The sequence below is a fragment of the Streptomyces sp. NPDC037083 genome, assembly GCF_055606485.1.
In genome coordinates, this window is sequence record NZ_JBVJSQ010000002.1 from 822208 (window position 1) to 846553 (window position 24346).

18 protein-coding genes are annotated in these 24346 nt (G+C 73.4%); 7 read left to right on the plus strand and 11 right to left on the minus strand.

Annotation, left to right across the window (positions count from 1 at the left end):
- Window positions 1-173 precede the first annotated feature (173 nt).
- Window positions 174-974, plus strand: a complete 801-nt coding sequence (locus tag ACZ7DE_RS08370; RefSeq protein WP_470758927.1) for a sugar phosphate isomerase/epimerase family protein — start codon at window positions 174-176, stop codon at window positions 972-974.
- A gap of 156 nt (window positions 975-1130) precedes the next feature.
- Here the strand turns inward: ACZ7DE_RS08370 and ACZ7DE_RS08375 are convergent, their stop codons facing one another.
- The 3 genes from ACZ7DE_RS08375 to ACZ7DE_RS08385 are packed head-to-tail and all read right to left on the minus strand — an operon-like array spanning window position 1131 to window position 4043.
- Window positions 1131-1772 (minus strand): GNAT family N-acetyltransferase, encoded by a 642-nt coding sequence (locus tag ACZ7DE_RS08375; protein ID WP_470758928.1) that lies wholly within the window; start codon window positions 1770-1772, stop codon window positions 1131-1133.
- A 28-nt stretch (window positions 1773-1800) separates the two neighbouring features.
- Window positions 1801-3054 (minus strand): 3-phosphoshikimate 1-carboxyvinyltransferase, encoded by a 1254-nt coding sequence (gene aroA / locus ACZ7DE_RS08380; protein ID WP_470758929.1) that lies wholly within the window; start codon window positions 3052-3054, stop codon window positions 1801-1803.
- A gap of 5 nt (window positions 3055-3059) precedes the next feature.
- Complete coding sequence (locus ACZ7DE_RS08385; RefSeq protein ID WP_470758930.1) at window positions 3060-4043, minus strand: EamA family transporter; 984 nt, start codon at window positions 4041-4043, stop codon at window positions 3060-3062.
- A gap of 100 nt (window positions 4044-4143) precedes the next feature.
- Between ACZ7DE_RS08385 and ACZ7DE_RS08390 the strand changes: the two genes are divergently transcribed.
- Both ACZ7DE_RS08390 and ACZ7DE_RS08395 read left to right on the plus strand, forming a co-directional pair.
- Window positions 4144-5052 carry a LysR family transcriptional regulator gene (locus tag ACZ7DE_RS08390; protein WP_470758931.1) on the plus strand — a complete coding sequence of 303 codons (909 nt, stop codon included), beginning with the start codon at window positions 4144-4146 and terminating at the stop codon, window positions 5050-5052.
- 378 nt (window positions 5053-5430) lie between these two features.
- Window positions 5431-7254, plus strand: coding sequence for a glycoside hydrolase family 3 protein (locus ACZ7DE_RS08395; protein ID WP_470758932.1), 1824 nt, complete (start codon window positions 5431-5433; stop codon window positions 7252-7254).
- A gap of 148 nt (window positions 7255-7402) precedes the next feature.
- Here ACZ7DE_RS08395 and ACZ7DE_RS08400 read toward each other — a convergent pair whose 3' ends face one another.
- The 5 genes from ACZ7DE_RS08400 to ACZ7DE_RS08420 all read right to left on the minus strand — a co-directional run bounded on the left by ACZ7DE_RS08400 (window position 7403) and on the right by ACZ7DE_RS08420 (window position 15358).
- Window positions 7403-8815 carry a S28 family serine protease gene (locus ACZ7DE_RS08400; protein ID WP_470758933.1) on the minus strand — a complete coding sequence of 471 codons (1413 nt, stop codon included), beginning with the start codon at window positions 8813-8815 and terminating at the stop codon, window positions 7403-7405.
- A 96-nt stretch (window positions 8816-8911) separates the two neighbouring features.
- A complete protein-coding gene (locus tag ACZ7DE_RS08405) occupies window positions 8912-9331 on the minus strand; it encodes a hypothetical protein (RefSeq protein WP_470758934.1) in 420 nt (139 codons plus the stop codon).
- 191 nt (window positions 9332-9522) lie between these two features.
- Entirely contained in the window at window positions 9523-13251 is a 3729-nt protein-coding gene (locus ACZ7DE_RS08410) for an ABC transporter ATP-binding protein (protein ID WP_470758935.1), read from the minus strand.
- A gap of 139 nt (window positions 13252-13390) precedes the next feature.
- The gene (locus ACZ7DE_RS08415; protein WP_470758936.1) at window positions 13391-14422 is read right to left on the minus strand and encodes an esterase-like activity of phytase family protein; all 1032 of its coding nucleotides are present in this window, start codon (window positions 14420-14422) and stop codon (window positions 13391-13393) included.
- Window positions 14423-14506: 84 nt separating this feature from the next.
- The gene (locus tag ACZ7DE_RS08420; RefSeq protein WP_470758937.1) at window positions 14507-15358 is read right to left on the minus strand and encodes a serine hydrolase; all 852 of its coding nucleotides are present in this window, start codon (window positions 15356-15358) and stop codon (window positions 14507-14509) included.
- Window positions 15359-15534: 176 nt separating this feature from the next.
- On the opposite strand from ACZ7DE_RS08420, the gene ACZ7DE_RS08425 reads away from it, so the two are divergent.
- Both ACZ7DE_RS08425 and ACZ7DE_RS08430 read left to right on the plus strand, forming a co-directional pair.
- Entirely contained in the window at window positions 15535-17871 is a 2337-nt protein-coding gene (locus ACZ7DE_RS08425) for a mannosyltransferase YkcB-related protein (protein WP_470758938.1), read from the plus strand.
- Window positions 17872-18060: 189 nt separating this feature from the next.
- Window positions 18061-18867 (plus strand): endonuclease I family protein, encoded by an 807-nt coding sequence (locus ACZ7DE_RS08430; RefSeq protein WP_470758939.1) that lies wholly within the window; start codon window positions 18061-18063, stop codon window positions 18865-18867.
- Window positions 18868-18948: 81 nt separating this feature from the next.
- Here ACZ7DE_RS08430 and ACZ7DE_RS08435 read toward each other — a convergent pair whose 3' ends face one another.
- The gene (locus ACZ7DE_RS08435; RefSeq protein WP_470758940.1) at window positions 18949-19650 is read right to left on the minus strand and encodes a hypothetical protein; all 702 of its coding nucleotides are present in this window, start codon (window positions 19648-19650) and stop codon (window positions 18949-18951) included.
- A 102-nt stretch (window positions 19651-19752) separates the two neighbouring features.
- Here ACZ7DE_RS08435 and ACZ7DE_RS08440 point away from each other — a divergent pair, with 102 nt between their 5' ends.
- A complete protein-coding gene (locus tag ACZ7DE_RS08440; RefSeq protein WP_470758941.1) occupies window positions 19753-19956 on the plus strand; it encodes a hypothetical protein in 204 nt (67 codons plus the stop codon).
- Between the two features lie 79 nt (window positions 19957-20035).
- Here the strand turns inward: ACZ7DE_RS08440 and ACZ7DE_RS08445 are convergent, their stop codons facing one another.
- Together ACZ7DE_RS08445 and speB are read right to left on the minus strand one after the other, a co-directional pair.
- Window positions 20036-21721: a thiamine pyrophosphate-binding protein gene (locus tag ACZ7DE_RS08445; RefSeq protein WP_470758942.1), complete on the minus strand. Its 1686-nt coding sequence runs from the start codon at window positions 21719-21721 to the stop codon at window positions 20036-20038.
- Window positions 21718-22698, minus strand: coding sequence for an agmatinase (speB, locus tag ACZ7DE_RS08450; RefSeq protein ID WP_470758943.1), 981 nt, complete (start codon window positions 22696-22698; stop codon window positions 21718-21720). The genes ACZ7DE_RS08445 and speB overlap by 4 nt, the downstream gene beginning before the upstream one ends.
- 154 nt (window positions 22699-22852) lie before the next feature.
- Between speB and ACZ7DE_RS08455 the strand changes: the two genes are divergently transcribed.
- Window positions 22853-24319, plus strand: a complete 1467-nt coding sequence (locus ACZ7DE_RS08455; RefSeq protein ID WP_470758944.1) for a PucR family transcriptional regulator — start codon at window positions 22853-22855, stop codon at window positions 24317-24319.
- Window positions 24320-24346 lie beyond the last annotated feature (27 nt).

The following is a 24346-nucleotide window of genomic DNA, read 5'->3' on the forward strand; positions in this document are numbered from 1 at the left end:
AGGGCCGGGGTGTGAGCCGCCGGGGCATGTGAGGGTCGCGTGCAGGGTGCAGGGTGCAGGCCGGCAGGCCGGGTCCCGTGCGAGCCTCTGGGCTCGTACATACCAGTACGTACATTCACGATACTTCCGTCTCCACTGGACCCGCGAGCCGCGTCCGGGTGACAGTGGTGAGCATGAAGTTCGCCTTCTCCACCCTCGGTGTCCCTGGTCTGCCCGTTTCCGAAGTGCTGCGGCTCGCGGTCGCGCACGGTTATCACGGCGTGGAGTTGCGCGCCCATCCCGAGGAGCCGGTCCACCCGGGGCTGAGCCCCGAAGAACGCACCGACGTCGCCGCCGAGTTCAAGGCGGCCGGCGTCGAGATCCTGGGGGTCGCGGGGTACGCGCGGGTCGCCGCGCCGGGGGTCGACGAGCCGGTGCTCGAGGAGATCCGCGGCCTCGTCGGCCTCGCCCGCGACCTCGGCGCGCCGTTCGTCCGCGTCTTCCCGGGCGCGTCCGACGACCAGACCGACTCGGACGCCGACGCCGTCGCGGCCCGGCGGCTCGGGACCGCCGCCGAGCACGCGGCCGACCTCGGCGTGCGCATCCTGGTGGAGACCCACGACTCGCACCGCACCGGCGCGGACGTCATCCGGATCCTCGGACCGGTCGGGCACCGGCAGGTCGGCGCGCTGTGGGACGTCATGCACACCTGGCTGGGCGGCGAGCAGCCGCAGGACACGTACGCGGCGCTCTCGCCGTTCCTCGGCTATGTGCAGGTCAAGGACATCTCCTCGGCCGAGGACACCACTCCGCTGGCGCTGGGCGCCGGGGTGCTGCCGCTCGCCGAGTGCGTCGAGGTCCTGGCCCGGCACGGGTGGGACGGCTGGCTGTGCTGGGAGTACGAGAAGCGTTGGTACGAGTCCGCCGCGCCGCTGGAGGGACTCCTGGACGACGGACGCGCGCACCTGGGGCGGCTGCTCAACGACTCCGTGTGAGAACGGGCGGCCCGGCCGCGTGACCGACCTGACGAGCACGGTCCGCCGGACTGACCGCGCACGCGTGACGCGCGCGGTCAGTCCGGCGGACACCCGCGCATGTGCGGCGACGGGCGAGAGCAGCCGGTACCCGCCCACGTGCGGCGACAGGCGCGGTCAGCCGGACACCCGCGTGCGGGTGCGGAAGCCGGCGACTCGGTCGGACAGCCGTCGTTCGCACTCCGGCCATTCGTCCGCCGTGATGGAGAAGATCGCGGAGTCGCGCAGCCTGCCGTCCTCGCCCGGCGCCCAGGAGCGGGACCAGTTGCGCAGGACGCCCTCGAAGCGGGCGCCGACGCTCTCGATGGCCGCGCGGGAGCGGCGGTTGCGGGCGTCCGTCTTGAGGTCCACCCGCGCCACGCCCCACTGCGTGAAGGCGTGCCGGAAGAGCAGGAGCTTGGCCTCGGCGTTGACGCCCGTGCCCTGGGCGGAGCCGGCGAGCCAGGTGAAACCGACCTCGACGGCGTCCAGTTGGTCGTCGGACCGCCAGGAACGCGGCTCCCAGTACGAGGTCGCGCCGACCGCCCGGCCGGAGGCGAGGGAGATCTGCGCGTAGGGCGCGAGCCGGCCGGTCGCCGCGCGGGCGAGCTGGGCGTCGACGTAGTCGCCGATCTCGTGCGCCCGGGGCACCCAGGTGAAGGCGTACGTCTCCCGGTTCTCCTCCGCCGCCACCGCCAACTCGGCGGCGTGCCGCCGCTCCAGCGGCTCGAGGCGCACCAGCGCGCCCTCCAGGACCGGTCCCTCCATCACGAAGCTCACCCGACGCCGCCCTTTCCCAGCCGCTGTCTCAGCACGTCCTCGGTTGCCCGGTCGGCAGATCGCGCAGTTCCGCGAACGCCTCGTGGAAGCCGGGGAAAGTCTTGCGGACGCAGCCGGGGTCGTCGAACGAGATTCCGGGGACGCGCAGCCCGGTCACCGCGAAGGACATGACGATGCGGTGGTCGCCGTACGTCGTGACCTCGGCGCCTGTCGGGGCGGCGCCCGGCCGGATCTCGATCCAGTCCGGGCCCGTGGCCACCTCCACGCCCATCCGCCGGAGGTTCTGCGCGCAGGCCTCGAGCCGGTCGCACTCCTTCACCCGCGTGTTCGCCACGTCCTCGATGCGCACGGGTCCGGAGGCGAAGGGGGCGATCGCGGCGAGCGTCGGCATGGTGTCGGAGATGTCCCGCATGTTGACGGTGACGCCGCGCAGTTCGCCGGTCCCGGCCACGGTGGTGCGGTCGGCGCCGATCTCGACCCGGGCGCCCATCCGCCGCAGCACGTCGACGAAGCCGAGGTCGCCCTGGAGTGCGCCTTCACCGAGGCCCGGCACGGTCACCTCGGCGCCGGTGACGGCGGCCGCGGCGAAGAAGTAGCTCGCGGTGGAGGCGTCGGGTTCGATCGCGTAGGCGGTGGCCCGGTAACCGCCAGGCGGCACGACGTAGGTGTTTCCCTCGCGCCCCACCTCCGCCCCGAACGCCCGCATCATCGCGGTCGTGATCTCCACGTAGGGCGCCGAGACCAGCTCCGTGACGGTGACGCGCAGGCCGGTGCGGGTCAGCGGGCCGAGCAGCAGCAGGGCGGTCAGGTACTGGGAGGACTGACCGGCGTCCAGCACGACCTCCCCGCCCTCGACGCCGGCCGCGCGCACGGTCAGCGGATGGTGGCCCTCCGCCTCCTCGTGCCGCAGGTCCACGCCCAGCTCGCGCAGGGCACGGGTGAGCGGCAGGAGGGGGCGGCGGCGCATCTGGGCGGAGGCGTCGAAGTGGTAGACGCCGTGGCCCGCGGCGGCGAGGGCGGGCAGGAAGCGTGCCGTGGTCGCGCCGTCCCTGCAGTACACGTCCGCCTCGGCGAGCGCCGGTCCCTGCGGGCGGCCGTCGACCTGCCAGGCGTCCGGTGTCCGTCCGACGCGGTAGCCGAGCCGGGTCAGGCCCTCGGCGAACCCCTCGGTGTCGTCCGAGCGGAGGGGGCGCCGGAGGGTGGTGACTCCGTCGGCGGCCGCGGCCAGGAACAGGGCGCGGGCGGTGATGGACTTGGAGCCGGGGATGTCGACGAGGGCCATGCCCTTCATGATCCCGCCCCGGTCCGCTCCGTCGCCGGTGCGTCCACGGGATGGACGGGCGTCGGGACGGCTTCCCCCGGCCCCGGCCGGACGGCCGGACCGGCGGCGGACCGAAGGGGCGGCCGGACCGTCTTCCCCGCCGGCGCCAGGGAGGTCAGCGCCACCCCGCCCACCAGCAGGGCGGCCGCGCACCAGCGCGGACCGCTCACCGACTCACCGAGGAACAGGGCCGCCGACGTCATGCCGAAGACCGGGACCAGGAGGGAGAAGGGGGCCACCGTGGACGCCGGGTGGCGGCGCAGCAGCCAGCCCCAGGCGCCGAACCCGAAGACGGTCGTGACCCAGGCGACGTAGAAGACCGTGCCGGCGCCCTGCCAGTCCAGGTCGCGCAGGGCGGCCAGGTCCCGTGCCGGGCCCTCGGTCAGGAGGGAGAGGCCGAGCAGCGGCAGGACCGGGACCGTGCTCACCCACACCATGAAGTTGAGCGCGTCCGGCGGGGAGGCCTTGCGGGTGAGCACGTTGGACGCGCCCCAGCAGGCCGCCGCCGCGACGACCAGCGCGAACGCGCCGAGCGGGCCCGAGGCGCCCTCGTCCGCCGCCGCCACGCCGATGCCGGCCAGGGCGACGGCCATGCCCAGCAGACGGACCCGGGTCGGACGTTCGCCGAGCACCGCGAAGGCGATGGCGGCGGTGAAAACCGACTGTATCTGCAGGACCAGGGAGGACAGTCCGGCCGGCATGCCCGCGTCCATGCCGACGAACAGCAGCCCGAACTTCGCCACGCCCAGGACCAGTCCCACCGCGAGGATCCACGTCCAGGCCACCTTCGGGCGGCCCACCAGGAACACCGCGGGCAGGGCGGCCACCAGGAAGCGCAGGGCCGAGAAGAGCAGCGGCGGGAAGTGGCCGAGGCCGATCTCGATGACGGTGAAGTTGACGCCCCAGACGGCGGCGACGAGGACGGCGAGGGCGAGGTGGGCGGGGCGCATGCGTCGAGGATCACCCGCCCCGACCGTGAAGCACCAGCGACGATCGCTGCATGGTTGGATGAAGCAACGCTGATCCTTCGCCGGGACACAGGAGTTCTCCGTGCTCGATCTCCAGCGCCTGCGCGCCCTGCACGCCGTCTCGGTCCACGGCACGGTCGGAGCGGCGGCGGCCGCCCTCGGCTACACCCCGTCGGCCGTCTCCCAGCAGCTCGCCAAGCTGGAGCGGGAGACCCGGACGGTGCTGCTGGAGCGGGAGGGGCGCGGCGTCAGACTCACCGACGAGGCGCTGCAACTCGTCAGCGCGGCCCAGGAGTTGCTGGCGATCGTGGAGCGCGCCGAGACTGAGCTGGAGGAGCGGCGCGGGGTGCCGGCCGGGCGGCTGACCGTCGTGGCGTTCCCGTCGGCGGCCCGCGGCCTGCTGCCGTCCGTCCTCGCCGAACTGGCCCGCGAGCACCCCGCACTGGACGCCCGGCTCAGCGAGGTCGACCCGCACCTGTCGGTGGACCTGGTGGCCAAGGGCGCCGTGGACCTCGCCGTCGCGCACGACTGGGACATCGCGCCGCTGCCCGCCCCGGCCGGCGTCGAGCACGCGGTGATCGGGGACGACCGGTGCGATCTGCTGGTCCCCGAGGGGCATCCCTTCGCCGGGCGGACGGGCGTGCGGCGCGAGGAGCTGGGCGGCGAGCGGTGGATCTGTCAGCCGCCGGGCCGGGTCTGCCACGACTGGCTGGTGCGCACGCTGCGCGCGGCGGGACACGAACCCGACCTCGTCCACACGGCCGAGGAGAACCCGACCCTCGTCGCCCTGGTCGCAGCCGGTCTCGGGGTCGCCCTCATCCCGCGGCTCGGGCGCGGCCCGCTGCCGCCGGGGGTGGTGGAGGTGCCGCTCGACCCGACGCCCGTGCGACGGCTGTACGCGCTGTGGCGCACGGGCGCGGCCCGCCGGCCGGCGATCGCGGAGACGGTACGGGTGCTGCGCGAGCAGTGGCCGCACGCGGCGGCCGGCTGACCCGGGGGCCGCGCCGCCTCGTCCTGCCCCGGCCCCGGCTCCGGCTCCGGCTCCGGGGCGGACGCCGAGCCGCGTCGTCGGAGGGCGGGCCTGAGCCGGGGGAACGTCTCAGGAGTGCCCTCTCGTCGCACGCGTTCCGACTTCGCGGATTCCGGGTGCGAGCGGGAACCCCGGTCGGTTCCCGCTCGTCCAACCCGCAGGCTGCCGGAAGATCTCCTCGGTGCGGTGTCGGCCCTCGCGGCTGCGATCGCTGACCCACCCTCTCCGCCGCACCGCGGCGGCAGCCGAGCCGTCGTCGGCGCGCCCCCCTCCAATGCGCCGATGGCGGCGCCCCCACAGGTAGCGTGCGCCACCGGCCCCCCTCCGGAAGGAGCGCACATGCCCTCCAGACGCACCCTCCTCGCCGCCACCGCCGGCGTCACCACCGCCCTCGCCGCCGGCGCCGGCGTCACCGCCGCCCTCGCCGCGGGCGGCACGGCCCGGGCGGACGACCGTCGGCTCCACGCCCTCCTCTCCCGGATGACCCTGCGGGAGAAGGTCGGCCAGGTCTTCGTCTCGCGGGTCCACGGCCACTCGGCGACCGCGCCCGACCAGGCCGACGCCGACGCCAACCTCGCCGACTTCGGCGTGCGCACGGCCGCCGAACTGGTCGCCCGTTACCGGCTCGGCGGGATCATCTACTTCGCCTGGGCGCACAACACCCGTGGCCCGGCGCAGATCGCGGGTCTCTCCAACGGGATCCAGCGGGCCTCGCTGGGGCAGCCGCGCGGACTGCCGGTGCTGATCTCCACCGACCAGGAGCACGGCGTCGTCTGCCGCGTGGGCAGGCCCGCCACCCTCTTCCCGGGCGCCATGGCGATCGGCGCGGGGGGCGACCGGGACGACGCCCGCACCCTCGGGCTGCTCGCGGGCCGCGAGCTGCGGGCCATGGGCATCCGGCAGGACTACTCCCCCGTCGCCGACGTCAACGTCAACCCGGCCAACCCGGTCATCGGCGTCCGCTCCTTCGGCGCCGACCCGGACGCGGTGGCAGGCCTGGTCGCCGCGGAGGCCGAGGGCTACCGGGCGGCGGGGGTGGCGGCGACCGCCAAGCACTTCCCCGGGCACGGCGACACCGCGGTCGACAGCCACACCGGCTTCCCCGTCATCACCCACACACGTCAGATGTGGGAGACGCTGGACGCGGCGCCCTTCCGGGCGGCGATCGCGGCCGGCGTGGACTCCCTGATGACCGCGCACATCCTGGTCCCCTCCCTCGACGCCTCCGGCGACCCCGCCACCCTCTCCCGTCCCGTCGTCACCGGCATCCTGCGCGAGCAGCTCGGCTACGACGGCGTCGTGGTCACCGACGCCCTCGACATGGCGGGCGTGCGCACGAAGTACGGCGACGACCGGGTGCCGGTGCTGGCGCTCAAGGCCGGCGTCGACCAGCTCCTCAACCCGCCGAAGCTGGACGTGGCCTGGAACGCCGTCCTGAACGCCGTGCAGGACGGCGAGCTGACCGAGCAGCGGCTCGACGAGTCGGTGCTGCGCATCCTGCGCCTGAAGGCGCGGCTCGGCCTGTTCGACGAGCCGTACGTCGACGTGGCCGACGCCGGACGGACGGCCGGCGCGCGGGCGCACCTCGAGGCGGCCGACCGGCTCGCCGAGCGGACGACGACCCTGCTGGTCAACGAGGGTCCGCTGCTCCCGTTGTCCCCCCGGACCCACCCCCGGCTCCTGGTGCTGGGCGCCGACCCGGCCTCCCCCTCCGGCACCACGGGCCCGCCCACCCAGGTCCTCGCCGCCGCCCTCACCGAACTGGGCTTCACGGCGACGGCCCTGTCCACGGGCACGGCGCCCGACCCCGAGACGATCACGCGGGCGGTGGCGGCCGCGGACGGGGCCGACGCCGTGGTGGTCACGACCTACAACGTCACGGCGGACAGCCCCCAGCGGACGCTGGTGCGGCAACTGGCGGCGACCGGTCGGCCGGTGGTGGCGGCCGCGATCCGCAACCCGTACGACGTGGCCCAACTTCCCTTCGCCACGGCGTCCTTGGCGACCTACTGCTGGACCGACGTCGAACTGCGGGCAGCCGCCCGGGTGATCGCCGGGACGGTGACGCCACGCGGAGGACTCCCGGTGCCCGTACAACGGGCGGACGACCCCGCCCGGGTGCTCTACCCGATCGGACACGGCCTGACGTACGAGAGGCCCTAGCGGCCCGCCGCCCGCCCCGCGGCGCGCGCACAGCGGTGAGGGCCGTGGACACGCGGGCGCGGTGCCCGCCGTCCACGGCCCTCTCCGTCGGCTCGACGACGACCCCGCCGCGCCGGACAGCGCGCGGCGCGTGTGAGCCGCGCTCACGCTACGGACGCAGCGCCGGCTCGCGTTCCACGTCGCGCACGTCCAGCCTGGCGTCGAACTTCGCCAGGGGCTTGGCCTGGGAGACGGCCGGCGCCGGGACGCCCGCCCACTCCAGGATGCGGGCCGTGGCCAGCGTCTTCTGGTCCGCGACCAGGCCTGCCACGTTCGCGCCGTGGTTCAGGCCGGGGGCGGTGAAGACGTAGCTGTCCTTCGCGCCCTTGCCCAGCCGGAACGGCTCCGCGCCCCACGGGTCGTTCTGGCCGTAGACGAAGAGCATGTGCCGGGCGTTGTGCTTCACCCACGTGTCGACGTCGCGCATCGCCCACGGCTGGAACTTCATCGGAATGTCGCGGGGGACGAAGTTGCGCGGCGGCTGGTAGCCGTAGCGGATGTACTTCTTCTCGACGTGCGGGAAGTGGATGGTGGGCGCGCCGAGCTGGGTGCCCGCCTGGTAGTAGTACGGCGTGTACGTGGCCAGGCCCTGGTCGGCGTAGGCGGAGAAACCGGAGATCGCGTCGACCGAGTTCCAGATCTCGTCGTCGGTCGCCGTGGCCGCGTCCGCCGGGATCGAGCCGCAGTCGGAGAGCAGGCTGTACTGCCAGAAGCCCCACACGTAGTCCAGCACGACCGCCTCGTAGGCGCGGTCCAGGCTGCCGATGGTGGTGAAGGTGTAGCCGTTCTCCGCCGCGTACGCCTCGTACTTCTTCTCCAGCGGCGTCCGGCGCACGAGCGCCTCACGCTGTACGGCGTTCAGCCGGTCGCGGCACTCCTTGGTGCCGACGGAGGCGAAGAAGCGGTCGTAGGCCGAGTCCTCGTCGTTCACGACGTCGTTGGGGGCGACGTAGGCGACGACGCCGTCCATGTCCCTGGGGTAGAAGCGCTCGTAGTAGGTGGCCGTCATGCCGCCCTTGGAACCTCCCGTGGAGATCCAGTTCTTGCCGTAGATCTTCTTCAGCGCCTTGAAGATGCGGTGCTGGTCGCTCGCCGCCTGCCAGATGTCCAGCTTGGACCAGTCGGCCGGGGCGGGACGGGACGGCGTGAAGTAGCGGTACTCCATGGAGACCTGGTTGCCGTCCACGATCTGGGTGGGCTCACGGCGGCCGGGGTTGGTGGAGACGTTGTAGCCGCCGGTGTAGAAGACCGTCGGGCGGCTCACGTCCTTGTGCAGCACGGTGATCCGCTGCTGGAAGGTGCCCTCGGAGGGGTGCCGGTGGTCCACCGGCTGGGTGTAGTTCAGGACGAAGTAGCGGTAGCCGGGGTACGGCTTCTCCTCGATCAGGCTCATGCCCGGTACCGCGAGGAGCCGGTCCTTGATGTCGGTGGCCTCCGGCTCCGCGGCGGTCGCCGCTCCCGCCGTGCTCAGCGTGCCTATGAGCACCGTGAGCGCGAGCAGCCATCTGAGCGCTGTGCGCATGCGCGTGCACCCTCCCTGTGAGACTTATGTGCGTCGCCGGAAGGTATCGGAGCAACACCCGTCACACCAGAGGGGGTTGATCCTGCGCAGGCAGAGTCAGCACCGGAACCAGGCCGAACGGTACGAGCCGCCGGCCACCGCGCCCGTCACCCGCACATCGCGGTGGCCCGCGTACACCTGCACCGGCGGTGAACTGCGGGTGTGGAGCCTCGCCTTCGGCACGGCCAGATGCCCCCGCGCCTGCAGGCTCACCGAGATCAGCCGCTTGGCGCCCGTGTTCTTCTGGACGGTGACCGCGCAGACGGAACCGCCGCTCCGGTAGACCAGCACGGAGCCGGTGGAGAAGGGCAGGGTGCGCACCTTGCGGCCCGGGCAGGACGAGGAGGCGGCGGCCTGGGCACTGCCCGGCGCGGCGACGGCGAGCAGCGCGGACACGATCAGCAGGACCAGTCCCACCGCCAGTCGTCTGCCGGTCGCGCTCCACGCACCCTTCGACCCCGACGCGCCTGTGCCCACGGTCCCGGTCCCCTCCCACGTTCGCCGTGCGCGCCTGCCGCACGCGATGCCCGTACTGATGTACGGACGCACGACAGGCGTCGGATGGTTGCACGGCCGCCGCCGGGACCCGCCCGCCGAAGAGACCCCGGGCCCCGCGCTCGGCCCCGTCCGGCGACCGGCGCAGCCCGGTCGGCGGACCCCGCCCCCGGTCAGACCGCCGCGGGCGTGTCCTCTCCCACGAACGTGCGCCACAGGTGGGCGTAGCGGCCGTCGAGGGTGAGCAGTTCGTCGTGCGTGCCGTCCTCCACGACCCGGCCGTGGTCCATCACCACGACGCGGTCCGCGCGGGCGGCGGTGGTCAGGCGGTGGGCGACCACCAGGGTCGTGCGGCGGCCTGCCAGACGGTCCGTGGCCTGGTTGACCTGGGCTTCCGTGGCCAGGTCAAGGGCGGCCGTCGCCTCGTCGAGGAGCAGGACGTCCGGGTCGACGAGCTCGGCGCGGGCCAGCGCGATCAGCTGGCGCTGGCCCGCCGAGAGGTTGCGGCCGCGCTCGGCGACCTCGTGCAGGTAGCCGCCGTCGAGGGTGGCGATCATCTCGTGCGCGCCGACCGCCCGGGCCGCCGCCTCCACCTCGGCGTCGGTGGCCTCGGGCCGGCCGTAGGCGATGGCGTCGCGGACGGTGCCGGGGAAGAGGTACGCCTCCTGCGGGACGACGCCCAGGCGGTGGCGGTAGGAGGTGAGGTCCAGGGAGCGCAGGTCCGTGCCGTCGACGGTGACCCGGCCGCCGGTGGGGTCGTAGAAGCGCGCCACCAGCTTGACGAGGGTCGACTTGCCGGCGCCGGTCTCGCCGACGAACGCGACGGTCTGGCCGGCGGGGATGCGCAACTCGATCCCGCTCAGGGCCTCTTCGGGCTCGTCGGCGGAGCCGTACGCGAAGTGCACGTCCTCGAAGGCGATCTCACCGCGCAGGGACACCACCCGCTGCGCTTCCTCGGCTGGCTTCGTGGACGTCGGCTCCCGCAGCAGCTCCTGGATGCGGCCCAGGGAGACGGTCGCCTGCTGGTAGCCGTCGAAGACCTGGGAGAGCTGCTGGACGGGGGCGAAGAACAGGTCGATGTAGAGGAGGTAGGCGACCAGCGCGCCGGTCGTGAGGGTCGCCGCGTCGACCCGGCCCGCGCCCACGATCAGCACGGCCGCCGCCGCGACCGACGACAGCAGCTGCACGAACGGGAAGTACACGGAGATCAGCCACTGACCTCGCACCCGCGCCCGGCGGTAGCTGTCGGAGCGCTCCGCGAACCGCTCCCCGCCGTCCCGCTCGCGCCGGAAGGCCTGCACGATCCGCAGCCCGGACACCGACTCCTGCAGGTCGGCGTTGACCGTCGACACCCGCTCGCGGGCCAGTTCGTACGCCTTCACGCTCGCCCGGCGGAAGAAGTAGGTGGCGACGATCAGGGGCGGGAGCGTCGCGAAGACGACCAGCGCCAGCTGTACGTCGATCACCAGCAGGGCGACCATGATGCCGAAGAAGGTCACGACCGAGACGAAGGCCGTGACCAGGCCGGTCTGCAGGAACGTGGACAGGGCGTCGACGTCGGTCGTCATCCTCGTCATGATCCGGCCGGTCAGCTCCCGCTCGTAGTAGTCGAGTCCGAGACGCTGGAGCTGGGCGAAGATCTTCAGGCGCAGGGTGTAGAGGACGCGTTCGCCGGTGCGCCCGGTCATCCGGATCTCGCCGGTCTGCGCGACCCACTGCACCAGCACGGCGAGCAGGGCGAGCAGGGAGGCCGTCCAGACGGCGCCCAGCGCCATCCGGGTCACGCCCTGGTCGATGCCGTGCCGGATCATCACCGGCAGCAGCAGGCTCGTCCCGGCGTCGACGGCGACCAGGGCGAGGCTGATCAGGAGCGGCGCGCCGAAGCCGCGCAGCAGCCTGCGCAGGCCGTACGACTCCTCCGGCTGGACCGCCCGGCCCTCGTCGACGCCGGGCGTGTCGGCCGCCGGGGGCAGCGCCTCGACCTGGGCGAGGAGCTCGGGGGTGGCCGGCGACCCGGCCAGCGCGGTGTCCTTCGGCTCGCGGTCACCGGTCCACAGCCGGGGGGTCACGCCCCGCTCGGCATCGAACTCGGCGTCCAGCTCGTCGCGGACGGAGGTGTCCTCGCCCGGCACGACCGGCTGGGCGTGGCCGGGGGAGACGCCGCCGAGCTCGTCGGGGTCGGTGAGCAGGCGGCGGTAGAGCGGGGAGCGTTCCTGCAGCTCCTCGTGGGTGCCGAGGTCGGCGAGCCGGCCGGCGTCGAGGACGGCGATGCGGTCGGCGAGGTTGAGGGTGGAGCGGCGGTGGGCGATGAGGAGGGTGGTGCGGCCCTGCATGACCTGTTTCAGCGCCTCGTGGATCTCGTGCTCCACGGCCGCGTCCACGGCGGAGGTGGCGTCGTCCAGGACCAGCAGGCGCGGGTCGGTGAGGATGGCGCGGGCGAGCGCGACGCGCTGACGCTGGCCGCCGGAGAGGGTGAGGCCGTGCTCGCCGACCTTGGTGTCGTATCCGCGGGGCAGGTCGGCGATGAAACGGTCGGCCTGGGCGGCGCGGGCGGCGGCCTCGATCTGCTCCTGGGTGGCGTCGGGGCGCCCGTAGGCGATGTTGGCGCGGACGGTGTCCGAGAAGAGGAACGAGTCCTCGGGGACCAGGCCGATCGCGGCCCGCAGCGAGTCGAGGGTGAGCTCGCGGACGTCGTGGCCGCCGATGAGGACCGCGCCCCGGGTGACGTCGTAGAAGCGCGGCAGGAGGAGGGAGACGGTCGATTTCCCCGAGCCCGAGGAGCCGACGACCGCGAGGGTCTCGCCGGGGCGGATCTCGAACGTGAGGCCGTCGAGGACGGGGTGGTCGGGGTCGTAGCCGAACGCGACGTCGTCGAACTCGACGGTGGCGGGCGCGTCGGCGGGCAGTTCCTTCACGCCGTCCGTCATCGACGGCTCGGTGTCGATCAGCTCGAGGACGCGCTCGGTGCCCGCGCGGGCCTGCTGGCCGACGGTGAGGACCACGGCGAGCATCCGGACCGGGCCGACGAGCTGGGCGAGGTAGGTGGAGAACGCGACGAAGGTGCCGAGGGTGATGTGGCCGCGCACGGCCAGCCAGCCGCCGAGCGCCAGCATGGCGACCTGGCCGAGGGCGGGGACCGCCTGGAGGGCGGGGGTGTAGGCCGAGTTCAGGCGGATCGTGCGCAGCCGGCCGGCGAAGAGGCGGCGGCCGACCTCGCGCAGCTTGCCCGTCTCCTGCTCCTCCTGCCCGAACCCCTTCACCACGCGTACGCCGCTGACGGCGCCGTCGACCACGCCGGCCACCGCCGCCGCCTGGGCCTGGGCGTACCAGGTGGCGGGGTGGAGCTTGGTCCGGCTGCGCCTGGCGATGTACGCCAGGGCGGGCGCCACCGCCAGGGCGACCAGGGTCAGCGGGATCGACAGCCACGCCATGATCACCAGGGAGATCAGGAAGAGGAGCAGGTTCCCGATCGTCATCGGGAGCATGAAGAGCAGGCCCTGGATGAGCTGGAGGTCGCTGGTGGCACGGCCGACCACCTGGCCGGTGGACAGCTCGTCCTGCCGGCGGCCGTCGAGCCGGGTGATCGTCTCGAACATCTCGGTCCGCAGATCGTGCTGGACGTCGAGGGCGAGCCGTCCGCCGTAGTAGCGGCGGACGAAGGTGAGGGCGTAGACGAGGACGGCGGCGGCGAGCAGGGCGCCCGCCCAGGGGGCCATGTCACGGGTGTGGTCGCCGACGACGTCGTCGATGATCACCTTGGTGACCAGCGGGACCAGCGCCATGACGGCCATGCCGGCGAGGGAGGAGCCGAGGGCGAGGACGACGTACGCCGGATGACGCCAGGCATACCGGGCCAGTCTGCGCGCCCAGCCCCGCCGCTGCTCCCCCTGCTGCGCTGCCACGCCGGTGCCTTCCTGTCGTCCTGCTCTGCCGGAAGGCACCAACGCCACAGGGAGCGGATTTCATCCCGCTGCAACAATTCGCCCGGGCTGCCCGTCGCGCCCGCGCGGCGCGGCCGGCCCTCGGCACGGCCCCGCGCCGTCAGCGTCCGACCCGTACCCGCAGGAAGAGGAAGCGGGTGGTCTGGGCCGCGTTCTGGTTGTCGTCGCTCACCAGGACGACCTCGAGCCCGTCCTTCTCTCGGCCCGTGACCGCCATGCCCTCGATGTTGTCCAGGAGGGGGTTCGGCTGGGGCTGCTTGGCCGTCGCTCCCAGTGACGGGCACGTCACGAGGTCGGTCAGGAGGGTCTTCCCGATCAGGCGTACGCCGCTTCGGCCCGTCAGGTTCACGATGCCGGCGGTGTCCGTCGCGTGGCGCGGGTCGGCCAGGTAGAGGCGGACCGTGTTGCCGACGCCGGAGGTGAAGCCGCGCTCCAGGACCAGCAGGCGGCCGTCGGGCAGGGCCTGGACCTCGGGGACGCCGAGGCCGGTGTCGGTGCGGTAGGCGTACTGCGCGCCGAGCCGGAAGCGGTCGCCCCCGGTCCGGGTCCAGGTCTGGAAGCGGACGATGCCCGCGCTGTCCCCGGAGATCGCGTACTCCATCGACGCGAGGAGGGTGCGGCCGCCGGGCAGGAGGGTCAGACCCTCGAAGGTCTGGTTGGTCGTGGCCCGGCCGGCGGGCGCGACGAGCAGGGAGGACGGGACCGGGAGACGGTCGAGGATCCGGCCGTCGGCGCCGTGGCGGCGGACGGACGGCTCGGTCTCGGAGGTGATCAGCCGGGTGCCGTCCCGGTCCACGACGAGTCCCTCGCTGTCGAGCGCGGCGCCGTTCTCGTCGGCGAGCGGGACGGCCGACTTCGGGGCGAGGGTCTTCGCGTCCAGGCCGAAGAGGGTGGAGCGGTCGGAGAGGGCGGCGAGGGAGCCGTCCCGGTCCAGGGCGAGGGCGGAGAGGTTGCCGACGAAGGAGCCGTCGTACGTGGTCTTGTCGAGCGCGTCGGAGAAGCGGTCGACCGAGACGGCGGGCGAGCAGGCGTGGGACGCCGGCGTGCCGGCGTCCGCGGTCCCGGCGGCGGTCGGACAGACGGCCGCCGCCAGGCCGGCGGTGAAGGTGGCGAGTACGGTTCGCAGGCGCATGGCGTCACCGTAGGGCGGGCCGGTGACGCGCGGTGGGACACGGCGTTGCGGTGGGACGAGGCGTCGAGGAACCCGGCCCCGGGTTCAGGACGCGGCGAGGTCCCTGTGGATGACCTTGGCGACGCCCTGGATGGTCGCGATGCCGTAGTCCATCGTGCTGTTGCCGTGGGTCAGGACGGTGATGACGTAGTCGTGGCCGCCGCCCTTGAAGGTGCCGACGCTGTGCACCCGCCAGCCGTTGGTGGCCCGCGACAGCCAGCCGTTCTTGACGTGCCAGTTGACGGCGGAGGGCCGCCCGTAAGGGGTGCCCCAGCGCTGCGAGGAGACGACCTGGCTCATCAGCGTGTTGACGTAGGAGCGCGAGGCGTCGGTGAGGACGGCGTTCTTGGCGGTGAGCAGCTTCAGCAGCTTCTGCTCGTCGTTGACGGTGATCTGGGTCAGGCCCCAGTAGTTGTTCGCGCCGGGCTTGGTCTGCGTCATCTTCGCGGCCGTGAGGAAGCCCTTGATCTTCGTCAGGCCGAGCTGCTTCCACAGGGTGGAGGTGGAGGCGTTGTCCGACTTGGTGATCATCGCGGTGGCGAGGGTCTTCTCACGGCTGGTCAGCGCCCGGCCGGTCTTCTGCGCGTCCCACAGCAGCGCGGACAGGACGGTCACCTTGACGACGCTGGCCGAGTCGAAGGCGGTCGAAGCGCGCAGGTTGCAGGTGGTGTTGGCGGTGCGGTCGTAGAGGCCGACGGCGACCGTGCCCCTGCGGTTGGCGAGGGCGGCGGTGATGTCCTTCTTCAGTTTGGTCGCGAGAGCGGCCTTGTCCGACGTACAGCTGACGGTCGAGGTGGCGGCCGAGGCGGGCGCGGCGCTCACGCCGGTGATGAGGATGCCGGCGCCCAGAGCCGTGGCGACCAGTCCTCTCCTGCGTCTGGTAGTCCGGTGAGTCATGCCACGTTGACTCACACGTCCGTACGAAAGTTGTACTCACGTTCCCATGAAGGGGAGTTCGGGCCACGCGCGGCACCGCCCGTTCGTCCAGCCGCAGGTCCGGCCGCAGGTCCAGCCACAGGTCGTCCCCAGGTGGAGCACAGCCCTCGCTCATGGGCGGTACGCATCGTGCAGTGGTGACCTCTGCCACCGATCCCCTCCCCCACCCGACCGCGTCCTCGCCCGCGTCCCCGGACTGCGCGCCGCCGACGGCCTCCGAGACGGTCCCCTCACCCACTCCCGGCTCCGCTCGAGCGGGGGGACCCCCGTCGCCTCCGCCGGACCGGGCGCCGCGCTGGTCGCTCCCCGCGCTGATCGCGATCCTGCTCCTCGCCGCGGTGCTCTACTCCTGGAACCTGTCGGGCGACAGTCTCAACAGCTACTACAGCGCCGCGATCTACAGCGGCACGAAGAGCTGGGAGGCGTGGTTCTTCGGCTCACTGGACGCCGGGAACTTCATCACCGTCGACAAGCCGCCGTTCGCGCTCATGGTCATGGGCCTGTCCTGCCGGATCCTCGGCTTCGGCACCTGGCAGATGATGCTGCCGGAGGTCGCGGCGGCGCTGGGCACGATCTGGATCCTGCACGCTTCCGTGAAGCGGGTGTTCGGGCATGCGGCCGCCGTCGTCGCGGCACTCGTCCTCGCGCTGACCCCGATCACGGTCGCCATCAACCGCGACAACAACCCCGACACCGTTCTGGTGCTGCTGATGGTCGCGGGCGCGGCCCTCGCCCTGCGCGCCACCCGCGACGACCGGCTGCTGCCGCTCATCGGCTCAGCGGTGTGCTTCGGGCTCGCCTTCAACACCAAGATGCTCCAGGGCTACATCGCCCTGCCCGCCGTCTTCGCCGTGTACGTGTACGCGTCGCGGCTCGGCCGGCGGAAGAAGGCCGTCAACCTGGCGCTCGCGGCCGTGGCGCTGGCCGTCTCCAGCTTCTGGTGGGCCGCGGCGGTCTCGCTCGTACCCGCCGACGACCGGCCGTACATCGGCGGTTCGACCGACGGCAGCGCCTGGGACCTGATCATGGGCTACAACGGCCTCGGCCGGGTCCTCGGCGGCGAGGGCAACGGCGGCGGGGGCGGCGGGGGCGGCACCTTCGCCGGGACCGCGGGAATCGGCCGGATGTTCAACGACATCCTCGGCGGTCAGATCTCCTGGCTGATCCCCTTCGCGGGCGTCGCGCTCGTCGCCGGCCTGGTGCTGTGCGGGCGCGCCCCGCGCACCGACGTGACGCGCGCCGCCCTGGTCCTGTGGGGCGGCTGGCTGGTGCTGCACTACCTGACCTTCGCCATGGCCGAGGGCACGATGCACCCGTACTACACGACCGCGCTCGCCCCGGGCATCGCGGCGCTGTGCGGGGGCGGCGGCGTGATGCTGTGGCGCGCCTTCCGCGGCGGTGACGCGAAGTGGTCGTGGGTGCTGCCGGCGGGGCTGGCGGTCACCGGCGTCTGGGCCGTCGTGCTGCTGCGCCGTGCCACCGGCTGGAACGCCTGGCTGTGGCCGGCCGTCGGCGTGGTCACGGCCCTCGCGATCGTGGGCCTGTGCGTCCTGCGGTCGGCGAGCTCCGGCACCAGGGTCCGGCTGCTCGGCGTGTCCGTCGCCGCGGCGGTCGTGGCGGCCCTCGCGGGTCCGACGGCGTACGCGGTCTCACCGGCCTTCGGTTCCGCCGGCGGGATGATGGGCGGCACCAACCCGACCGCCGGCCCCTCCACCGGGGGCGGCATGGGCGGTCCCGGTGGCGGCGACGGCGGCCCCGGGGGCCGGATGCCCGGCGGTACGCAACAGGGCGGCCGGGCGAACGGCGAGTTCCCCGGAGGGGGCGGCAACGGCCCGACGACGCGGGGCGGCGATGCTCCCAACGGCGCCCCGAACGGCCAGGACAGCGGCCAGGACAGCCAACAGAGCGGCGGGAGCGGGGAGTTCACCGGCGGCGCCCAGGGCGGCGGCCAGGGCGGCGGCCAGAACGGCGCGGCTCCGGGCGGCGGGACGGGCGGCGCCCCCGGGGGGACCAGTGGCGGTCCCGACGGCGGGGGCGGCATGGGCGGCGGCGGCATGGGCGGCGCCGACAGCGGGCTCGTCTCGTATCTGGAGAAGCACCAGGACGGCGCCACCTGGCTGATCGCGGTGTCCAACTCGCAGAGCGCCGGCCAGATGATCCTCAGCACCGGCAAGCCCGTCATCTCGATGTTCGGCTTCACCGGCTCCGACAACGCGATGACCCTGGCCAGGCTCAAGGAGCTGGTGAAGAAGGGCGAGCTGCACTACATCCAGCTCGGCAGCGGCGGCGGGCCGGGCGGCGGCGACAACGGCCTCCTCGCCGAGATCACCACATGGGTGCAGAAGAACGGCACGGCGGTGGAGGCGAGCGAGTACGGCTCGGCTTCGGCGTCGTCCGCCGAGTCGGACGCCTCGTCCACCTCGCAGCGCAGCCAGTCGACGGTCTACCGCCTGGACCCCTCCGACGTGAGCTGACCCGTACAGCACCGACGGCCCCCGACTCTCTGTCGGGGGCCGTTCCGGGTTGCCAACTCGCGTAGGCAAGGGGCGTTTTGCCGGATCCCGTCATCTGATGGACATGTCAGATTCATTGCCATGACCGCATGTGCATGTCACTCTCCCGATTGCCGCCTTCAATCAACCCGCGTAGATCGGACACCCCACATGCTGGCGACACGCATACGCCGATGGAAGTCGGTGGCGCTTGCCACCACTGCAGTCCTGGTCGGCATCACCGCCCCCACGCTCACCGCGACCCCCGCCGCGGCGACCACGACGGCCTACGACTCGACGTACTACAAGAACGCGGTCGGCAAGACGGGTACGAGCCTGAAGTCGTCCCTGCACACGATCATCAGCGCCAACGTCTCGAAGATCTCCTACTCCGCGGTCTGGAACGCGCTGAAGGTCACCGACCAGGACCCGAACAACAGCAGCAACGTGATCCTGCTGTACAGCGGCGTCTCGCGCAGCAAGTCCCTCAACGGCGGCGACGTCGGCGACTGGAACCGCGAACACGTGTGGGCCAAGTCCCACGGCGACTTCGGCGAGGTGACCGGCCCCGGCACGGACCTGCACCACCTGCGCCCGGCGGACGTGACGGTCAACAGCATCCGCGGCAACAAGGACTTCGACAACGGCGGCAGCACGGTCTCGGGCGGCGGCGGCAGCCTCACCGACTCCGACTCCTTCGAGCCGCGCGACGCCGACAAGGGCGACGTGGCCCGCATGATCCTCTACATGGCGGTCCGCTACGACGGCGGCGACGGCTTCGCCGACCTGGAGCCGAACGAGCAGGTCAACAACGGCAGCAACCCGTACATCGGCAGGCTCTCCGTCCTCAAGGCATGGAACGACGAGGACCCGCCGAGCGCCTTCGAGGAGAAGCGCAACCAGGTCATCTACGACACCTACCAGCACAACCGCAACCCGTTCATCGACCACCCGGAGTGGGTCGAGGCGATCTGGTAGGAGCGGGCACGGCGCCCCGGGGCTCCGTAGCGCTCTGCTGCCGCGCGGCCCCGGAACCGCGGCGGCCGGCGCTGCCGAGCGCTAACGCTCCGTCCGGGGAGCGCCGTACCAGCGCCACCGCGTGCGGCGCGCGTGCCCCGGAAGCTCGCCCCGGCCGGTGGCCCACAGCAGCGTGGGCCACCGGCCGGTGTCGTGCGGGGCGTCCGGGAACAGCCGGGCCAGCGCCCGGTCGCACAGCCCGGCGTCCGGCTCCCACGCGAAGCCGAGCCCCTCGGCGACGTCGTGCAGGTGCACCAGCGTCTCGACGACGCCCATCGCGGCGAACCCCTCCGGGTCGGATGCGCCGAACACATGGTGCGAGCGGACCTCCGGCGGCGTCGTGCGCACCATGGCCGCCAGCAGCGCCCCGCACGCCTCCAGCACCTGCACCAGACCGGCCGCTCCGGCCGTCCGGTCGGCGAAGACGACGTTCGCCGGCCCGCCGGGCCTTCTGCTGCTCCAGACGAACGGCACCTCCGTGTCCGACGGCGGCTCTTCGGGCCCCAGTTGGGCGGCGTAGGCGAACAGGTCGTCGGCGAGGTGCTCGACGGTCTCCCGGCAACTCCACTCCAGGGAACCCGCCCCGGCCTCCCAGTCGGCGCCCTCCGCGCCCCGCAGGGCGGCGACGGCCAGCCGGACCGCGTGGCGCACGTCGTCGGCGGTGACGGGGCCGGGGTCGGGGGCGAGGCCGCGACCGGGGCCGGGGTCGAGGTCGAGGTCGGGCGATCGGTTCGCGTCGGACATGCCGGGACCGTACCAACGATCACCGGACGGCGACCGTGCCTTTCCGTTCGCCTGGGTACGCGTACTCATGCGCAGGTCACCGGCCCCGCCTAGCGTGACGGAATGTCCGAGACCCCCGCTCCCCCGGCCGCCCCGCCAGGCTCGCGCGGCTGGTGCTGCTGTCTGTTGCCGGCCGTGCTGACCCTCGGCTGGTTCTTCGGAGCGGGCCTCCTGCCGGAGAGGGTCGCCTGGTTTCCGTTCTGGCTCGCGGCCGTGCTCTGGAACGGCTCGGGCGGACACGGCGGCATCAGCCACCTCATCGGCTAGGCGAGCCGGGCCCGGCCTGGCCTGGCCCGGCCAGCGGGAGCGTGCCTGCGTCGAGGGGTGCGGCCCGGAGGGGTGCGGCTCAGTCGAGGTGCGTCGGGGCGAACATGCGCAGGACCGCCGGGAGCACCACCACCGACGGGCCCGGTGAGCGCAGTGCCTTCGCCAGGTCCGCCTCCAGGGTCTGCGGGGACGTCCGCACGCCGGGCACGCCGAAGGACTCCGCCAGGGCCGCGTAGTCGGGGCGGGTCAGTTCCGTGGCCGTCGCCTCGCCGAAGGCGTCCGTCATGTACTCGCGCAGGATGCCGTAGCCGCCGTCGTCGACGATCAGCCACGTGACGTTCAGGTCGTGCTGGCGGGCGGTGGCCAGTTCGGCGATCGAGTACAGGGCGCCGCCGTCGCCGGACACGGCGAGCACCGGGCGGGTCGGATCGGCGACCGCCGCGCCCAGCGCCGCCGGGAAGGCGTAGCCGAGGCCGCCTGCGCCCTGGGCGGAGTGCATCTGGTTGGGGCCCTTGGCGTCGAAGGCCGACCATGCCCAGTACGCGAGGACGGTCATGTCCCAGAAGGACGGCGAGTCGGCGGGCAGCGCCCTGCGCACCGAGGCCAACACCTCCTGCTCCAGGTCGAGTTCCTGGGCGGCGATGCGGTCGGCGACCTTCGCCAGGAGGGTCTGGACGCGCTCGGGGGCCGTCGGGTCCCGCCGCCCGGACACCGTCTCCAGCAGCGCCTGCAGCGCGAGGCGGGCGTCCGCGTGGATGCCCAGCGCCGGGTGGTTGGACTCCAGCTTCCCGAGGTCCGCCTCGATCTGCACGACCCGGCCGCGCGGCGTGAACGTGTGGTAGTTGGACGACAGTTCGCCCAGCCCCGAGCCGACCACCAGCAGGACGTCCGCGTCCTCCAGGAAGTCCGTCGTGTGGCGGTCCTCCAGCCAGGACTGCAGGGACAGCGGGTGGTTCCACGGGAAGGCGCCCTTGCCGCCGAAGGTCGTGACGACGGGGGCGTCGATCATCTCCGCCAGCTGCCGCAGCTTGCGCGAGGCGTCGGACCTCACCACTCCCCCGCCCGCGACGATCGCCGGGCGGGCGGCGGTGGACAGCAACCGGGCCGCCACGGCCGTCAGTTCGGGACGCGGGGGCAGCTCGTCCGGGAACGCGTCGCCGCCCGTCACCACGGGGATCGCCGTCTCGGCCAGCAGCACGTCCTGCGGGATCTCCACCCACACCGGGCCGTGCGGGGCCGACAGCGCCGACTTCCACGCCTGTGCGATCGCCGACGGGATCTGGGACTGGGCGCGGACCGTGTGCACCGACTTCACGACGCCCCTGAACGAGGCCGCCTGTTCCGGGAGTTCGTGCAGATAGCCGTGGCGGCGGCCGCCCAGGCCCGCGGTCGGGATCTGGCTGCTGATCGCCAGCACCGGGGCGGACGCGGCCGCCGCCTCCTGCAGGGCCGCCAGGGACGTCAGCGCGCCCGGTCCGGTCGACAGCAGCAGGGGGGCCGCCTCGCCGGTGATCCTGCCGTAGGCGTCCGCCGCGAAGCCCGCGTTGTTCTCCACCCGCAGGCCGACGTAGCGCAGGTCGGAGCGGCGCAGGGCGTCGAACACGCCGAGCGCGTGCTGGCCGGGCAGGCCGAACACGGTCGTCGCGCCGAGCCCGGCCAGGGTCTCCACGACCAGGTCTCCCCCGTTGCGGCCGGGGGGAGGGCTCAGGGCGGCCTCCGTCTGCGCGGCCGTCGGGCGGAGCACCAGGTCGTGGTCGTGGGTCACTTGCCCTCGTTCTCCTCGCGCGCCCCGGCGATCTGACGGGACATGATCGTGGTCAGCTCGTACGCCGTGTGGGACGCGGCCACCGACGTGATCTCCGCGTGATCGTACGCGGGGGCCACCTCGACGACGTCGGCCGAGACCAGGTTGCACGACGCCAGGCCGCGCAGGATCTCCAGCAGCTCGCGGGAGGTCATGCCGCCGGCCTCGGGGGTGCCGGTGCCGGGGGCGTGCGCCGGGTCCAGGCAGTCGATGTCGATGGAGATGTAGAGCGGACGGTCGCCGATGCGCTGCCGCAGCTGGTCGGCCACCTCGTCGGCGCCGCGCCGGTAGACGTCCGCCGAGGTGACGATGCCGAAGCCCATCTTCTCGTCGTCGGTCAGGTCCTGCTTGCCGTAGAGCGGGCCGCGGGTGCCGACGTGGGAGAGGGCCTCGGTGTCGAGGATGCCCTCCTCGACCGCCCGGCGGAACGGCGTGCCGTGCGTGTACTCGGCGCCGAAGTAGGTGTCCCAGGTGTCGAGGTGGGCGTCGAAGTGGAGCAGGGCGACCGGGCCGTGCTTCTTCGCCACCGAGCGCAGCAGGGGCAGGGCGATCGTGTGGTCGCCGCCCAGGGTCATGAGGCGCGCGCCCGTACCGAGCAGGTCGTCCGCCGCGGCCTCGATCGTGTCGACGGCCTCATGGATGTCGAAGGGGTTCGCGGCGATGTCGCCCGCGTCCGCGACCTGGGCGAGGGCGAACGGGGAGGCGTCCTGCGCGGGGTTGTACGGCCGCAGCAGCCGGGACGCCTCACGGATCGCGTTGCCGCCGAAGCGGGCGCCCGGCCGGTACGAGACGCCGGAGTCGAACGGCACGCCCACCACGGCGACGTCGGCACGGCCGACCTCGTCGAGGCGGGGCAGCCGGGCGAAGGTCGCGGGGCCGGCGTACCGCGGGATGCGGGAGGAGTCGACGGGGCCGCGGGGCGTCTCGATGCCGCTCATGGTCGAATGCCTTCTTCCTTACGCTTTATCGCGTATGCACTGCTTCTCATGGGACACCACCGGGGTGCCGGGAGTGACCCTAGGTGGTCGAAAAGCACCCTGGAAGTGTACGTTTCCATCACTCCAGTCGCACTCAGTGGAGGAAACGTCCATCGTGTCGGAGCCCGTGGTACCCCCGACCCCGCCGGTCCCCCTCGCCGCCCTGCTGGCCCGCGAGGACCTCGGTCTGCGGCAGATCGCCGGGCCGTCCGACCCCGGGACGGTCCTGCACGGGGCGCACGCCTCGGAGATGGCCGACCCGTATCCGTATCTGCTGGGCGGCGAGCTGCTGCTGACGGCGGGCGCGCACATCCCGGACCCGGCCGGCTCCGGAACCTCCTTCGACGACTACGTCGCGCGGATCGTGGCCGCGGGCGGCGCGGCCCTGGGCTTCGGCGTCGCGCCCGTGCACGACACCGTGCCGGGCGCGCTGGCCGACGCCTGCGAGACGCACGGGCTGCCGCTGCTCGAGGTGCCGCCGCGGACGACGTTCTCGGCGGTCGCCCGCGCGGTCTGGCAGCTGATGGAGCACGCCCGCACGGCCGAGCTGCGCCGGGTGACGGAGGCGCAGCAGAGCCTCGCCGCCGCCGCCTCACGCCCCGACCCGGTGTCGTCCGTGCTGCACCGGCTCGCCCGGCGGACCGGCGGACGCGCGGTGCTCTACGGGCCGGAGGGCACGCAGATCGCGGCGGCGGGGCCGGCCGGCGCGGAGGACACGTCGCTGGCCCGGCTCGCCCGCGTCCTCGCCCGCCCGGACTCCGCCGCCCCGGTGGCCTCCACCGCCGCCGAGACCACCGCCTCGGGCACCCGGCTCGCCGTCTACGCGCTCGGGGGACGGCAGGGGTTCGTGCTCGGGGTCGCGGCGGCCCGGCGCGACCCCGGTGACCACACCATCGCCTCCGTCGCCGCCGTGCTGCTGTCGCTCCTCACCGGCGAGCACCAGAGCGGCTCGGGAGCCGCTCGCTCCTCCGCGCTCGTGCGGCTGCTGCTGGGCGGTGCGCCCGGCGAGGTGGCGCCGCTGCTGGGCGGCGAGCGGTGGCTCGTCGTGCACGCGCGGCCGCAGGCGCACGCGCCCGATCCCGTGGCGGCCTCCGCGCTGGGCGCGGCGCTCGGCTCGCCGCTGGTCGACCTCGCGGACGACGTCGTCCGGATCCTGGTCCCGGCCGAGCGGGCGCCGGCGCCGCAGCCGGGCTGGACCCTCGGCGTCAGCGCGGACACGGACCCGGCCGGCTGGCCCGCCGCCGACGCGCAGGCGGCCCGCGCGCTGGCCCGGGCCCGCGCGACCCGCTCGGCGCTGGTGCGCCACGGCGCCGGCGCCGGTCTGCTGGACCTGCTGCCCGAAGACGAGGCCCGGGCCCACGCCCGTGCGCTCCTCGCCCCGATCGCCGCGAACGCCCCGCTGACCGAGACGCTGCGCGCCTGGCTGTCCCTGCACGGCAGTTGGGACCGCACGGCGGTGGCCCTGTCCGTGCACCGCAACACCGTGCGGCAGCGGATCACCCGCTGTGCGGACCTGCTGGGGACGGACCTGGACGACGCGGACGTACGGATGGAGCTGTGGTTCGCCCTGAAACACCATTGAGTGACGCGTGTCCCAGCGGCCGGAACT

Bases quoted from the DNA above. Each gene is read 5' to 3' on its own strand.
- ACZ7DE_RS08370 (WP_470758927.1), top strand. From the start codon at position 174: ATGAAGTTCGCCTTCTCCACCCTCGGTGTCCCTGGTCTGCCCGTTTCC.
- aroA (WP_470758929.1), bottom strand. From the start codon at position 3,054: ATGGCCCTCGTCGACATCCCCGGCTCCAAGTCCATCACCGCCCGCGCC.
- ACZ7DE_RS08385 (WP_470758930.1), bottom strand. From the start codon at position 4,043: ATGCGCCCCGCCCACCTCGCCCTCGCCGTCCTCGTCGCCGCCGTCTGG.
- ACZ7DE_RS08395 (WP_470758932.1), top strand. From the start codon at position 5,431: ATGCCCTCCAGACGCACCCTCCTCGCCGCCACCGCCGGCGTCACCACC.
- ACZ7DE_RS08400 (WP_470758933.1), bottom strand. From the start codon at position 8,815: ATGCGCACAGCGCTCAGATGGCTGCTCGCGCTCACGGTGCTCATAGGC.
- ACZ7DE_RS08415 (WP_470758936.1), bottom strand. From the start codon at position 14,422: ATGCGCCTGCGAACCGTACTCGCCACCTTCACCGCCGGCCTGGCGGCG.
- ACZ7DE_RS08420 (WP_470758937.1), bottom strand. From the start codon at position 15,358: ATGACTCACCGGACTACCAGACGCAGGAGAGGACTGGTCGCCACGGCT.
- ACZ7DE_RS08430 (WP_470758939.1), top strand. From the start codon at position 18,061: ATGCTGGCGACACGCATACGCCGATGGAAGTCGGTGGCGCTTGCCACC.
- ACZ7DE_RS08435 (WP_470758940.1), bottom strand. From the start codon at position 19,650: ATGTCCGACGCGAACCGATCGCCCGACCTCGACCTCGACCCCGGCCCC.
- ACZ7DE_RS08440 (WP_470758941.1), top strand. From the start codon at position 19,753: ATGTCCGAGACCCCCGCTCCCCCGGCCGCCCCGCCAGGCTCGCGCGGC.
- speB (WP_470758943.1), bottom strand. From the start codon at position 22,698: ATGAGCGGCATCGAGACGCCCCGCGGCCCCGTCGACTCCTCCCGCATC.